Here is a 13,596-nt window from a genome sequence, read left to right as displayed (position 1 = left end):
CCACCACCACTTTGGCCGGAGCATCCCCATGGCAAACAAGCAGCCCCGCCTCGAACGGGATACGCCGGCCCGGGCTGAACGGTTCGGCTTCCGGCTGGACGAAGAAACCAAGGAACTGATCGAGCGGGCCGCCCATCTGTCGCGGCGCAAGGTGAGTGATTTCTGCGTCACCGCCCTCGTCGAGACCGCCCGCCGAACGATCGCCGAACATGAGACCCTCGCTCTGTCCGACCGGGATCGGGCAGCCTTCTTCGATGCCCTGATCGCGCCCCCCGAACCGAACGACCGGCTCCGCCACGCCTTCTCGGAACACGGGCGGCGCGTGGTTTCCTGACGATGGCGGCGACGGATCCGGATTTGCGGATCGACGCTCTTGCGCCACATCACGATCGGGCCGGCTTCTCCTGCGGTATCGACGACCTGGATCGCTATCTTGCGACGCAGGCCGGGCAGGATGTACGGCGCAAGGCCAATGGCGTCTTCGTGGTAACGGCCTGCGCCCGGCCCGAAACCGTGCTCGGCTATTACACGCTGTGCGCCACCGCGCTTGAGCCGGGAGCGGTCCCCGCTGCCGCTCGGAAGCACATCCCACGCTATCCCCTGGTCAGCGCCACCCTGCTCGGCCGGCTCGCCGTCTCGACGACCTGCCAGGGCACGGGCCTCGGCGCCATCCTCCTCGCCGACGCCCTCCGCCGCGCTTACGCCTCCGCTACGACGATCGGTTCCTGCATGGTAGTTGTTGATGCCCTGAACGTACGGGCAGCGGCGTTCTATGCCGCCCATGGCTTCATGCAGCTGCCGGACTCGATGCGGCTGGTGTTGCCTATGGTGGTGGTGGGGAAGCTGGTTCTATGATTCGGCCACATTACCTTTCGACCTCCGTCGGCCGAATGCCACCACGGAGCAAGGAATGAGAGTCTGCATCTATTGCGGCTGTGAAAAGCCGGATGAAGCATTTTCCGATGAACAGATATGGCCTAACGCCTTGGGCACCACAAGTGGAGCAACGGCGCTGCAATAGCCGTCGGGAATCCCGAGCCACCGCACAGAGCTAAAATGCCTGCAACCGGGACCAGCTGATCATGACATAGGGTAATTGAGAATGGCGCACTCGACAGGATTCGAACCTGTGACCTCCGCCTTCGGAGGGCGGCGCTCTATCCAACTGAGCTACGAGTGCGTGGCCGGGGCGAACCTGCGGCGGACGGCGGGGGTGGCCCCCGGCGTCGAGGCCTGGACATTAGCCGAAGGCGGCGGCGGCGTAAAGTGTTTCGCGCGGGGTTTTGACAGGGGGTGAGGGCCGGGGGTGACGCCGGTCAGGCCGCCGCCTCTCTGGCCGCGTCGGATTCGCGGGTCAGGCGCAGGAACAGGTCTTCCAGGTCGGGTTCGCGGGTGGTGATGTCGGCGACCGTCAGCCCCGCGGCGGTCACGGCGGCCAGCAGGCGGCCGACGGGGGTTTCGCTCGGGCGGAAGCGGAAGCAGACGGTGCCGGCCTCGGCATCGACCGCGGCGCCGAAGGCGGCGAGCGGTGCCGGCACCTGGCCCGGGGCCAGGGCCTCGGCCACCCGCACCACCAGTTCCTTGGCGTCCAGCTGCGAGAGCAGGGCGTCGGTGCGGTCGCAGGCGATCAGCCGGCCGTGATTGATGATCGCGATCCGGTCGCAGAGTTCCTGCGCCTCTTCCAGATAATGGGTGGTCAGCACCACCGTCGTGCCGGCGGTGTTCAGCTCGCGGACATAATCCCAGAGCTTGCGGCGCAGTTCGATATCGACACCCGCCGTCGGCTCGTCCAGCACCAGCACCGGCGGGTTGTGGACCATCGCCTTGGCGACCAGCAGCCGGCGGCGCATGCCGCCCGAAAGCGTGCGGGCATAGGCATCGGCCTTGTCGTCCAGCCCCACCGCCCTCAGCAGTTCCATGGTCCGGCGTTCGGATTTGGGAACGCCGTAAAACCCGGCCTGCAGCTCCAGCGCCTCGCGCGGGGTGAAGAAGGGGTCGAGCACCAGTTCCTGAGGCACGATGCCGATGGCCAGCCGGGCATCGCGCTGGCGACGATCGAGATCGCGGCCCCAGATTTCCACCGTGCCCGAGGTCTTGTGGACCATGCCCGCCAGAATGTTGATGAAGGTCGACTTGCCGGCGCCATTGGGGCCGAGCAGGGCGAACATCGATCCGCGCGGCACCTCGAGCGTCACCCCGTGCAGCGCGGTCTTGCCGCCGGCATAGGTCTTGCGCAGCTCGCGGGCCGAGATGGCGAGGTCGGGAGCGGTGGCAGAGGCGGTACGGGTCGGGGACATCGGCGGGGCTTTCCTGGCGGCGGTCACCGGCAGCCGGGCTTCAGGCCCGGCCGGAGGCCGCGGGACGCACTTGCGCATGGGCCGACCTTGGGTATCATCGGGCCACCGTCCGGTCAACGCCGGCCGGCCGGGCGGCGTCATCCGGGCGATGCGCGCGCCGGGCCAGGGCCCTGATCAGACCGGTCCCAAAACAGATATCGTGTTCAGGCGACATCCGAGGCGAGAAACATGGAACCCGTTGAGACCATCATCGTCGAGCAGACCCAGCTCGCATGCGACGGCGGCGTCGGCGCCCTCGGCCATCCGCGGGTCTTTCTGAACATGGAAGGCAAGGGCTATGTCGACTGCCCCTATTGCGGGCGTCACTATGTGCTGAAGCCCGGCGCCAAGGCCTCGCACGGCCACTGAGCCGGCACGGGCCCCGATTATCCGGGGCCCCCAGAGACATCCGGAACCCGGGTCGCCGCCGCGGCCCGGGTTCTTCGTGCTGGCGGCCATGGCCGGCAGGCCGGGGCCTTGTTCCGTGTCCGTTCGCGGATGGGTTCCGCGCGACTTTCGTGCCATACTGCCCGCCGCGATGACCGCGGCCTTCCTGTACCCAGACTTCCCGGAGCCGAGACGGTAGAGATGAGCGACCAGACCCCGAGCCCCCAGAGCCCCCTCTACCTCGTCGACGGATCGGGCTACATCTTCCGGGCCTTCCACGCCCTGCCGCCGCTGAACCGCCCCGACGGCACGCCGGTCAACGCGGTCTACGGCTTCTGTTCGATGCTGCTGAAGCTGATCGAGGATCTGAAGGCCGAACGGCTGGCGGTGATCTTCGATGCCGGCCGGCTGAGCTTCCGCAACGAGATCTACCCCGATTACAAGGCCCATCGCCCCGAGCCGCCGGAAGAGCTGGTGCCCCAGTTCCCGCTGATCCGCGACGCCACCCGCGCCTTCGCCCTGCCCTGCATCGAGCTGCCCGGCTTTGAGGCCGACGACCTAATCGCGAGCTATGCGAAAGCGGCGCGCGAGGCCGGCCAGGAGGTGGTGATCGTCTCGGCCGACAAGGACCTCATGCAGCTGATCCAGGACGGCGTGTCGCTGATGGATCCGATGAAGGCCAAGAAGATCGGCCTTGAAGAGGTGATGGCCAAATTCGGCGTCGCCCCCGACAAGGTGGTCGACGTTCAGGCGCTGGCGGGTGATTCCACCGACAACGTGCCGGGCGTGCCCGGCATCGGGGTCAAGACCGCCGCCCAGCTGATCGGCGAATATGGCGATCTGGACACGCTGCTCGCCCGCGCGGGTGAGATCAAGCAGCCCAAGCGTCGCCAGACCCTGATCGACAATGCCGACAAGGCGCGGGTCTCTCGTGAGCTGGTCCGGCTGCGCGACGATGTCGACCTGCCCGATCCGCTGGACAGCCTGCATGTCGGCCAGATGAGCGCCGAGGTCGTGCTCTCCTTCCTGGAGCAGCAGGGCTTCACCTCGCTGGTGGCCAAGCTGCGGCCGCATCTGGGCGCCTCGAAACCCGCCCATGGCGGCAGCGCCGGCTCGGCTGCCGCGGCGGCGGCCGAGGATGTGCGTGCGGCGGTGCGCGATTACGAGCTGATCCAGGACGAACCCGCCCTCACCCGCTGGATCGAGATGGCGACCGAGGCGGGCATCGTCGGTTTCGACACCGAGACCACCAGCCTCGACGCCCATCGCGCCGTGCTGGTCGGCTTTTCGCTGGCGGTGGCGCCGGGCCGGGCCTGCTATGTGCCGCTTCGCCATGTGGCACCCCGCAAGGCCCGGCAGGGTGCGCTCGACCTGGGGGCGGCCGGCGAGGCCGGGGCGGATGAGGGGGCACCCGAGCAGATCCCGGTCGACCGGGCGATCACCCTGCTCCGCCCGCTGCTGGAAGCGCCGGGCGTGCTGAAGGTCGGCCAGAACATCAAATACGACATGATCGTCATGGCGCGCGAAGGCATCGAGATCGCGCCGATCGACGACACCATGGTCATGTCCTACGCGCTCGACGGCACCCGCCACGGCCATGGCATGGACGAGCTGGCCCAGATCCATCTGGGGGTGACGCCGATTTCCTATGACGAGGTCACCGGCAAGGGCCGCGACCGGATCGGCTTCGACGAGGTGCCGCTGGACCGCGCCCGCGACTATGCCGCCGAGGACGCCGACGTCACGCTGAACCTGCACCGGCTGCTGAAACCCCGCCTCGGCCCTGAAGGCGTGCGGGCGCTGTACGAGCGCACCGACCGGGCGCTGGTGCCGGTACTGGCGCGGATGGAACGGCGCGGCATCCGCATCGACCGCGACATGCTGGGCAAGGCCTCGCGGGAATTCGCCGACGGCATGGCGGCGCTGGAAACGCGCATCCACGAGCTGGCCGGCGAGAGTTTCAACGTCGGCAGCCCCAAGCAGCTGGGCGAGATTCTGTTCGACAAGCTGAGCCTGCCCGGGGGCAAGAAGGGCAAGACCGGCGCCTATGCCACCGGCGCCGACATCCTGCAGAAGCTGGCCGCCGACGGCCATGAACTACCGGCAAAGGTGCTGGACTGGCGCCAGCTCGCCAAGCTCAAGAACACCTATGCCGATGCGCTGGCCGAGGCGGTGAACCCGGAAACCGGCCGCATCCACACCAGCTTCGCCCTGACCGTCACCACCACCGGCCGGCTGTCGTCGAACGACCCCAATCTTCAGAACATTCCCGTGCGCACCGAGGAAGGCCGGCGGATCCGCCGCGCCTTCGTGCCCGAGGCGGGCCATGTGCTGATGTCGGCCGACTACAGCCAGATCGAGCTGCGCCTGCTGGCCGACATCGCCAACATCCAGGCCCTGCGCCAGGCCTTCCGCGAGGGCATCGACATCCATGCACTGACCGCCTCTCAGGTCTTCGGCGTGCCGGTGCAGGGGATGGATCCGATCACCCGCCGCCGGGCCAAGGCGATCAATTTCGGCATCATCTACGGCATCAGCGCCTTCGGTCTGGCCCAGCAGCTGGACATCCCGCAATCCGAGGCCAAGCGCTATATCGAGGCCTATTTCGAGCGCTATCCCGGCATCCGCGACTATATGGAACGGGCCAAGGCCGATGCCCGCGCCCATGGCTTCGTGACCACGATCTTCGGCCGCAAATGCTGGACGCCCGACATCGCCGCCAAGAACCCGGCGCTCAGGGCCTTTGCCGAACGCGCCGCGATCAACGCGCCGCTTCAGGGGTCGGCCGCCGATATCGTCCGGCTCGCCATGGTGGCGCTGGATGAGGCGCTGAAGGCAAGCCCGCTCGGCGCGCGCATGCTGCTCCAGGTCCATGACGAAATCCTGCTGGAGGTGCCCGAGGCCGAGGTCGAAGAGACCGCCGCCCTGGTCAAGCGGGTAATGGAAGATGTGGTGTCGCGGCCGGTGCCCTATGTCGTCGAGGTCGGCACCGGACTCGACTGGGATGCCGCACATTGACGGCGATGCCTGCAGACAGCGGAGCCGTCGAGGCGGTCGCCCCCGGCCGGATCCGGCTGCCGGCCGGCATCGATCTGGTCACCGCCTTCGCGGGCCTCGCAGCCCATGGCGATGACGGGCTGGTGCGGCTCGACGGCGACCGGCTCTATACGATCGAGCGGATCGAGCGCGCGCCGGTGGCGGTGGAAACCGTCCTCACCCCCGATGCCCGGGGCGATTTGCAGGTGACGGTGGAAACCGGCGCCGTCGACCTGCTGGAGATCGCGACCCGCGCCATCGCCGCCCGTCTGCATCTGCCGGGTGCGGCCTTCGCGGCGCTCGCCGCCGAGGATCCGGTGATCGGCCGGATCGCCGCCGCCCAGGGGGTGCGCCCCACCCTGCTCTACCCCGAGCCGATGGTGGTGATGCTGCGCACGATCAGCGCCCAGCTGGTCAACCTCGCCTGGGCCGCGACCACCCGCCGTCGCCTGGCCGAGGCCTTCGGCATCCGCCGGCCGGTGGGCAGCGGCTGGGTGATCGACATCGATCCGGCCCGGATCGCGGCGATCGACCCCGACGACATCAAGGCCCTGCAGTTCACCGGCGCCAAGGCCCGGGCGATCGTGAGCGTGGCCCGGGCGATCGTCGACGGCCGCCTGGATGCAGCCGCCATGGCCGCGGCCGACACGCCGGAAATCCGCCGCCGGCTGACCGCCATCCCGGGCATCGGCGACTGGACCGCAGACTGGGTTCTGGCCCGCGGCCTGGGCCGGCCGGTGGTGGCGACCGGCGATCTGGGCGTGCGCAAGGCGGTGGCCCGCGCCTATCACGATGCCGAAATCATTTCCGCGGCCGAGGTCGCCCGCACCACCGCCCATTGGGGGGAAGCCGCCCTCGACGCCCAGACGCTGCTGCTCTCCACCCTGGGTGCCGCCGGGGCCGAGGGCGCCACCCCGCGGCTTGCCCGCAAGCGGGCCGCCGCCACCCCGCCGGAGGAGAAACGCCCATGAGCGGCCGCATCCACCGCTACACCGCCGAAACCGTCTGGACCGGCGATACCGGCCCGGGCACCGCCGGCTATCGCAGCTATTCCCGCGATCACGACCTGAAGATCGCGGGCAAGCCGGTCATCGCCGGCTCTTCGGACCCGGCCTTCCGCGGCGACGCCACGCGCCACAATCCGGAAGACCTGCTGGTCGCCTCGGCCTCTGCCTGCCACATGCTCTGGTATCTGCATCTGGCCAGCACCCGGGGCATCGTCGTGCGCGGCTATACCGATACCGCCGAGGGCGAGATGACCGAACGCACCGATGGCGGCGGCGCCTTCCCCCGCATCCGGCTCAGGCCGCGGGTGACCATTTCCGCCGGCGATCCGACCGTGGCGCAGTCGCTGCATGGCGAAGCGCATCATCTCTGCTTCATCGCCAACAGCCTGAGCTGTCCGATCGAGATCGAGGATACGGTCGAGGTCGTCAGCGCCTGAGCACGAGCCGAGCCCTCTTGCGGAGCACGTCTTGAAGATCCGGATCGATATCGACAGTCTGCTCGATGAGATCGCCCCTTCGATCGTCAGCCGGGGCGAGCGCTACCACCACGATGGCCGCGTGACCATCCTCGACGCCGATCCGCACCGGGTACTGGCCAGGGTGGAGGGCACGGAGCCCTACATCAGCCGCCTGTTCATCGACCGGGATGGCCATGTCGATGGCGACTGCAGCTGCCCGGCCTATGAAAATTACGGGCCGTGCAAGCATATGGTCGCGGTGGGGCTGACCATCCTGAAGACGGGGCTTCAGCCCGATCCCGAGATCGCCCGGACCCGGGCGCGGATCCGCACCCATCTGAAAAGCCTGGACGTCGACACCCTGGTGGGAATCGTGCTCGACTGCGCGCTCACCGATCCGGAGCTTTATCGCAGGCTCGATCTGACCGCCTTGCCTGGCGATGAGAGTGACGACGACGCCTTCACGCGCCTCGCCAGGGCGATCGACGCTGCGCTGCCCGACGTGGAGGATGATGGCTGGCTCGATGCGGATATGGCCGAGGGCTGGACACTCTCGATCGACCCGATCCTGACCGCCCTGCTGACAATGATCGAGACCGGCCGCGCTGAGCTGGCCCGACGCCTGATCGATCATATCCGGGCCGCCGCCTGCCGGCTGATTATCGGCATGGATGGCGACAACACGCCGGTCATCGAGCTGTTCTCCAGGTTGGACCAGCTGCATCTGGCCGCCTGCCGGGCAGCACCGCCGCCGCCCGTCACGCTGGCCGAGCGGCTTTTCGCACGCGATATCATCGCACCGGAAGAGATCGGCAGCCGTACGATCGCGGATTACACAGATCTCCTCGGACCCGAAGGCCTTGCGAGCTGGCGCCGGCTGGTCGTCGATGCCTGGGCTGCCGAACCGGTGATTGCACCCAGGCCTGATAGTGGCACGTTCCCGGAGGTATCGGCGCGGCGCCTCGCGCTGGCGCGGATCATGGACCAGATCGCGGAAGCTGATGGCGATGTCGAGGCCCGGATTGCCATCCGGGCCAGAACCCTGACCTCGCCCGCCGACTATCGGAAACTGGTGGAGTTCTGCCTGGAGGCCGACCGGCCCGATGCTGCCCGGCACTGGCTGGACGAGGGGATCTGGCTGTTTGAGGGCAGGAAGCAACTGGTCCGGGATCTGATCATCCTCAAGACCAGGCTGGAGACGCCGGCCAAGGCGCCGTCCCCCCCTGCGGATGCGGAGATCCGGGCACGTACGGATCGGATCGAAGCGCTGATCGCGACCGGGGGCAGGCCGGCCTATGAACAGGCCTGCCAGCTGCTGAAGCAGCTGGCAGCGCTGAGGAGCCCCGCCGCGCATGCAACGCATCTGGACGAGATCAGACGGCGCTATCGCAGCCGTCGGGTACTGATGAGCCTGCTCGACGCCTGAACCGCCTCAGCCGCCGTAGATCTGCCCCTGCGCGACCGAGATCCAGTCGATGCCGGCACCGCCGGTCACGCGCTCCAGTGCCGTGTCGTCGATTGCGCCGTCGGGGCCGACCGCATCCCGCGCCGCCTCGATCCGCGCCAGCACCTCGGGGGCCAGGGCAAAGCCTTGGGCATCGGCGGCCGCGGTCAGCAGGGCGTCGCGGGCGGCCGGCGTCGCCGCATCGGCCAGGGCCGCCGCAAGCCCCGGATCGGCGGCAAGCAGATCGACGAGAAGACGGGCGCTGTCATCGGACATGGGGGCGTTCCTGCAAGCTGGGTTGCGACCCGACGGGGCTGCCCGGCGGGGGCCGCCGGGGCATGTGCGTCGGCTGATGGCATCCTAGCATCATGCATGGCGCCCGGCCGCCAGACGCGACCGGCCGGTCGACATCCGTCAACCGGCCGGGAAAGGTCGTGGGGCAAAAGCTGGTGGGGCAGGATCGCAGGCGACGGCGATCAATGGATCGTCGCCGGCACCATCTCGTGCTGCAGGATGGCGCCGATCGCAGAGGCGCTGTCGGCCATCACGGCGACGCGTTCACCGCTTGCTGAAAATACGCCGAACATCACGCCGCCGGCAGTGGTCACCGGGCGAACATAGGCCACCTGCTCAAGCCCCAGCGCCGCGAAGGCTTCGGGGGTCATCCGGCGGATGGCGGCGCGGGCCGCTTCAGCCACATCGGCAGGGGAACGGGTCGTCTCTTCCAGGTTGAAGCGGGGCATGGGATCAGCCTCCTTCGTCCGCGGCCGTGCCGGGCACCGGATCGGTCGCCCTGTCGCCCGCGATGGGTCCACGTCTCTTGGGGATAAGCGGTCAGCGCTCGTCGAGCAGGCTGCCCGACTGGCGTCCGTCCGGCTGGGTCTTGCGGATCGAGATCGTCCGCACCGAGGATTGCGGCAGCGGTTGCTCCAGATCGATATGAAGCAGGCCGTTGTCCAGCGAGGCGTCCATCACCTGGATGCCGTCGGCGAGCAGGAAGGTGCGCTGGAACTGCCGGGCCGCGATGCCGCGATGGATGAACTCCCGGCCGTCATTGGCGTCGTCGTGCTGCCGCCCGCGGATCACCAGCTGGTTGTCTTCCAGCGTGACCGTCAGGTCGTCCATGGTGAAACCCGCAACCGCAAGCGTGATGCGCAGCCGCCGCTCGCCGAGTTTCTCGATGTTGTAGGGCGGGTATCCGTCGGAGCCGGTCTTGGCCAGACGGTCCAGCATGCGCTCCATGTGGTCGAAGCCCAGCATCATCGGGTGATTGAAAGCGGTGAACCGCGACATCCCTGACATCTCCTCCGCGACAGACGAGCGAGATCCGGATCCGGCTGCCGTGGCGGCGACCTCCTTGGGGAGCATCCACCGCGCCCGGCCGGCGCGCCGGCAGGTCCGTCCGACGGGTGGTCTCCGGTCGCTTTCTCCGCCCGCATTCCGGGCCGGAGACGGCGTTCACCGGCCGTTCCATCGGTTATCTGGAGATAGGGAAGCCGAGAGGTCCGTTCAAGACCGGGCAGGCCCGGCCCGGGGCAGGCGACACGCGCCCCCTGGGCAACAACCACCCCCGGGCAACAACGAAAAAGCCCGGTACCGAAGCACCGGGCTTTTTCGAAGATGGTGGAGCCAAGGGGAGTCGAACCCCTGACCTCTTGAATGCCATTCAAGCGCTCTCCCAACTGAGCTATGGCCCCGAAACCTGTCTGATGCCGTTGGCTACGTGCGACCGGGATCCCGGTTTCCGCTGCCCTGCGCCGTTTGGGGCGGCGCGCCGTGCGTCAGCGGAGCGGAACATAGTGGCCGCGGCCGGGCTTGGCAAGCGGTTTTTTTCACGCCACCGTCATCTTCGACGACGGCGGCAGGAACTGCGACGCAAGCCACTGGTTTTGCTTAAAAACCGCCCTCTGAAACCGAAACCGGCGCCCCTGGGTCGAGGGGCGCCGGTCGCGGGATCAGTTCTCGTCGTCCTCGTCGCCGAGACGGACGTCACCGACGTCGTCGTCTCCCAGCTCCGAGGCATCTTCGATGCCGACATCATCCTCGTCGTCATCGTCGAAGGCTTCGTCGAAGCCTTCCTCGTCGACATCCTCCACCTCTGCCGGCACGGCCTTGGCCTTGCGGGCCTGGGCCGCACGCTCACGGGCCAGCTCGTCGGCCTCCCGTGCGGCGCGGCGGGAACGGGTCTCTTCGATCTGCGGCTGCTCGGCACCGCATTTGGGGCATGTCACCGGCGTGCGGCGCATATCGTAGAAGCGCGCACCGCAGCTGCGGCAGGTGTGCTTCTGCCCCCACTCCTCCTTCGCCACGCGACCACCCTTGATAGCTGTTGGACGTGTACAGGAACGAATTCACGGGAACGGGTCGCCGGCACAAGGGGCCGGCCATGGTGATGACGCAATCCGGTGCGCCACCCCGTCGGCTGCGTTTGCCACGAAGCGCCGGGGCTGTCAAACCGCTAAATGCGTCCGGGCAGGGTTGCATCGCCGACATCGCCGTTCCGTGGGGGGCCTGCGATGATGCACAGGGGCCCATGCTGTGATAGACCAGCCCCGAACCTTTCCCGCTTCCGCCCCGCCTTTCCGGACAAGGGCCCCGTCATGACCCATGCCGCGCCGCATCCCGCCACCGCCCGCCTCTCCCGCGGGCTTTCGGGCGACGTCACCGTCCCCGGCGACAAGTCGATCTCGCATCGGGCGCTGATGCTGTCGGCGCTGGCGGTGGGGCGCTCCACCGTCGACGGCCTGCTGGAAGGCGAAGACGTGCTCGCGACCGCGGCCGCGATGCGCGCGCTCGGCGCCGGCATCACCCGCGAAGAGACCGCCGGTCCCGACGGCGCGCCGGCCATCCGCTGGGTGATCGACGGCGTGGGTGTCGGCGGCCTGGCCGAACCGGCCGATGTGCTCGACATGGGCAATTCAGGCACGGCGGCGCGGCTGCTGATGGGCCTGCTCGCCACCCATCCGCTGGTGGCGGTGATGACCGGCGATGCCAGTCTGCGCAAGCGGCCCATGGCCCGGGTCGCCACCCCGCTCGAAAAAATGGGCGCGAAGATCGTCACCCGCGCCGGCGGCCGTCTGCCGGCCACCGTCATCGGCACCCGCAGCCCGGTGCCGATCCGCTACCGCCTGCCGGTGCCCTCGGCCCAGGTGAAGTCGGCCATCCTGCTGGCCGGGCTCAACACCCCCGGCCGGACCGTGGTGGTGGAACCGGAAGCGACGCGCGACCACACCGAACGCATGCTGGGGGCCATGGGCGCCCGGATCACGGTCGAAACCGAAGCCGACGGCGCCCGGGTCATCACCCTCGACGGCCAGCCGGAACTCAGCGCCCGCGACATGACGGTGCCGGGCGATCCGTCCTCGGCCGCCTTCCCGCTGGTCGCGGGGCTGATCACCGAAGGCTCGGCCGTCACCGTGCGCAATGTCTGCCTCAACCCCGGCCGGGACGGGCTGATCCGCACCCTGGCCGAGATGGGCGCCGATCTGACGGTCACCGATCCGCGTGATGTGGGCGGCGAGCCGGTGGGCGATCTGGTGGCGCGCTCTTCCGCGCTCAGGGCCGTGACCGTACCGGCGGATCGCGCGCCGTCGATGATCGACGAATTCCCGGTGCTCGCCGCCGCCGCCGCCACTGCCCACGGCACCAGCCGTTTCGAGGGGCTGGCGGAACTCAGGGTGAAGGAAAGCGACCGGCTTCAGGCGGTGGCAGACGGCCTGATCCGTGCCGGCGTCACCGTGCGCACCGGCGAGGACTGGCTGGAAGTGGACGGCTGCGGCGGCCCGGTTCCGGGCGGCACCGACGCGGTCGTCACGCATCTGGACCATCGCATCGCCATGGCCTTCCTGGTGCTGGGCCTGGCTGCACGCAACGGCATGGTGGTCGACGACGATCGGATGATCGCCACCAGCTTCCCCGGCTTCCGCGCCCTGATGACCGGGCTCGGTTGCGACATCACCGATCTCTGAGCCTGCCGGAGCCCGCCGCGCATCATGACCCAGACCCTCATCCATCCGCCGGTGATCGCCATCGACGGCCCGGCCGCAGCCGGCAAGGGCACGCTCGCCCGCAGGCTCGCCGCCGAACTGGGGCTGCGCCATCTCGACACCGGCATGATCTATCGGGCGGCGGCAAGCCGGCTGCTCGCCGGCGGCGGCGATCCGGACGACCCGGCCGCGGCCGCCCTGGCGGCACAGACCCTTGGTGCCGACGATCTCGTCCGCACCGATCTGCGGGCCGAGCGCACCGGGGAAACCGCGTCGAAAATCGCGGCACTCGGCCCCGTCCGTGCCGCCCTGCTCGACTTCCAGCGCAGCTTCGGCCGCACCGCTCCGGGCGCCGTGCTCGACGGCCGCGACATCGGCACCGTGGTCTTCCCCGACGCGCGCGCGAAGATCTTCGTGACAGCCTCGCCCGAAGCGCGTGCACTCAGGCGACACGAAGAGTTGCGGGGCAAGGGGGTTGCCAGTATATTCGCCGACGTTCTGGAAGAGATGCGGCTGCGAGACCGTCGCGACCGGGAACGAGCGGTGGCCCCGCTGCGTCCCGCGGACGACGCGGTCATCCTCGACACCACCGACATGTCGGCGGACGAGGTTTTCGCGGCAGCGCTCGCGCATGTCACCAGCCGGCTCTGACCGGCCGGGGCAGGGCACGGGCCGGATCGTCACCGGATCGAGGTTTCGCCGGTCGTCGCCCACCCCCACCCGGGGGAGGAGCGGCGTTTCGGCGCATTGACGACTGAAGCCCGCGGCGGCCGGACGGCCGGGCGTCGCGATCCTGTAAACCAGCAACCGGCGGGGATGCCCGCCGTATCCGAACCCCCGTCGGTCGGAACCCGCCCCACCCGGCAGCGCCGGTCAAGGAACCGCGGCGTTCAGACGTCCACGACGGCCCCGACCCGAAGCGGCAGGATCCGCAACGGCCGG

The 13,596-nt window shown here is 68.9% G+C and carries 14 protein-coding genes and 2 tRNA genes; 9 read left to right on the top strand and 7 right to left on the bottom strand.

Features of this window, described 5'->3' with window-relative positions; all coding sequences use genetic code 11:
- Positions 1-28: 28 nt before the first annotated feature.
- Together CMO28_RS09845 and CMO28_RS09840 are read left to right on the top strand one after the other, a co-directional pair.
- Entirely contained in the window at positions 29-334 is a 306-nt protein-coding gene (locus tag CMO28_RS09845; protein WP_296713001.1) for a DUF1778 domain-containing protein, read from the top strand.
- Between the two features lie 2 nt (positions 335-336).
- Positions 337-855, top strand: coding sequence for a GNAT family N-acetyltransferase (locus tag CMO28_RS09840; protein WP_296712999.1), 519 nt, complete (start codon positions 337-339; stop codon positions 853-855).
- A gap of 248 nt (positions 856-1,103) precedes the next feature.
- On the opposite strand, the gene CMO28_RS09835 is transcribed toward CMO28_RS09840, so the two are convergent.
- Positions 1,104-1,180: transfer RNA gene (locus tag CMO28_RS09835), tRNA-Arg, on the bottom strand.
- A 136-nt stretch (positions 1,181-1,316) separates the two neighbouring features.
- A complete protein-coding gene (locus CMO28_RS09830; RefSeq protein WP_296712997.1) occupies positions 1,317-2,297 on the bottom strand; it encodes an ABC transporter ATP-binding protein in 981 nt (326 codons plus the stop codon).
- A gap of 228 nt (positions 2,298-2,525) precedes the next feature.
- On the opposite strand from CMO28_RS09830, the gene CMO28_RS09825 reads away from it, so the two are divergent.
- From CMO28_RS09825 to CMO28_RS09805, 5 genes are all read left to right on the top strand, one after another.
- On the top strand, positions 2,526-2,705 hold the full coding sequence (locus tag CMO28_RS09825) for a zinc-finger domain-containing protein (protein ID WP_014746725.1): 180 nt from the start codon (positions 2,526-2,528) through the stop codon (positions 2,703-2,705).
- 219 nt (positions 2,706-2,924) lie between these two features.
- Positions 2,925-5,741, top strand: coding sequence for a DNA polymerase I (gene polA / locus CMO28_RS09820; RefSeq protein ID WP_296712995.1), 2,817 nt, complete (start codon positions 2,925-2,927; stop codon positions 5,739-5,741).
- A gap of 5 nt (positions 5,742-5,746) precedes the next feature.
- A complete protein-coding gene (locus CMO28_RS09815; RefSeq protein WP_296712992.1) occupies positions 5,747-6,730 on the top strand; it encodes a DNA-3-methyladenine glycosylase family protein in 984 nt (327 codons plus the stop codon).
- Entirely contained in the window at positions 6,727-7,203 is a 477-nt protein-coding gene (locus tag CMO28_RS09810) for an OsmC family protein (protein WP_296712991.1), read from the top strand. Before CMO28_RS09815 ends, CMO28_RS09810 begins: the two co-directional genes overlap by 4 nt.
- A gap of 31 nt (positions 7,204-7,234) precedes the next feature.
- A complete protein-coding gene (locus CMO28_RS09805) occupies positions 7,235-8,650 on the top strand; it encodes an SWIM zinc finger family protein (RefSeq protein ID WP_296712989.1) in 1,416 nt (471 codons plus the stop codon).
- Between the two features lie 6 nt (positions 8,651-8,656).
- On the opposite strand, the gene CMO28_RS09800 is transcribed toward CMO28_RS09805, so the two are convergent.
- The 5 genes from CMO28_RS09800 to CMO28_RS09780 all read right to left on the bottom strand — a co-directional run bounded on the left by CMO28_RS09800 (position 8,657) and on the right by CMO28_RS09780 (position 10,977).
- Positions 8,657-8,944: a hypothetical protein gene (locus CMO28_RS09800; RefSeq protein WP_296712987.1), complete on the bottom strand. Its 288-nt coding sequence runs from the start codon at positions 8,942-8,944 to the stop codon at positions 8,657-8,659.
- 200 nt (positions 8,945-9,144) lie between these two features.
- Positions 9,145-9,411, bottom strand: a complete 267-nt coding sequence (locus tag CMO28_RS09795) for a DUF1150 family protein (protein ID WP_014746731.1) — start codon at positions 9,409-9,411, stop codon at positions 9,145-9,147.
- A 91-nt stretch (positions 9,412-9,502) separates the two neighbouring features.
- Positions 9,503-9,961, bottom strand: coding sequence for an Hsp20 family protein (locus tag CMO28_RS09790; RefSeq protein ID WP_014746732.1), 459 nt, complete (start codon positions 9,959-9,961; stop codon positions 9,503-9,505).
- Positions 9,962-10,289: 328 nt separating this feature from the next.
- Positions 10,290-10,365 (bottom strand) — tRNA-Ala (locus CMO28_RS09785).
- 258 nt (positions 10,366-10,623) lie between these two features.
- A complete protein-coding gene (locus CMO28_RS09780) occupies positions 10,624-10,977 on the bottom strand; it encodes a TIGR02300 family protein (RefSeq protein WP_062770576.1) in 354 nt (117 codons plus the stop codon).
- 291 nt (positions 10,978-11,268) lie between these two features.
- Here CMO28_RS09780 and aroA point away from each other — a divergent pair, with 291 nt between their 5' ends.
- Both aroA and cmk read left to right on the top strand, forming a co-directional pair.
- Complete coding sequence (aroA, locus tag CMO28_RS09775; RefSeq protein ID WP_062770573.1) at positions 11,269-12,636, top strand: 3-phosphoshikimate 1-carboxyvinyltransferase; 1,368 nt, start codon at positions 11,269-11,271, stop codon at positions 12,634-12,636.
- Positions 12,637-12,660: 24 nt separating this feature from the next.
- Positions 12,661-13,305 (top strand): (d)CMP kinase, encoded by a 645-nt coding sequence (cmk, locus tag CMO28_RS09770; RefSeq protein WP_062770570.1) that lies wholly within the window; start codon positions 12,661-12,663, stop codon positions 13,303-13,305.
- The last annotated feature ends 291 nt before the right edge of the window (positions 13,306-13,596 follow it).

It is taken from the genome of Tistrella sp. (genome assembly GCF_002684955.1).
GTDB lineage: Bacteria > Pseudomonadota > Alphaproteobacteria > Tistrellales > Tistrellaceae > Tistrella > Tistrella mobilis.
The sequence above is the reverse complement of the archived record's forward strand: the minus strand, read 5'-3'. Positions and strand labels throughout refer to the sequence as shown.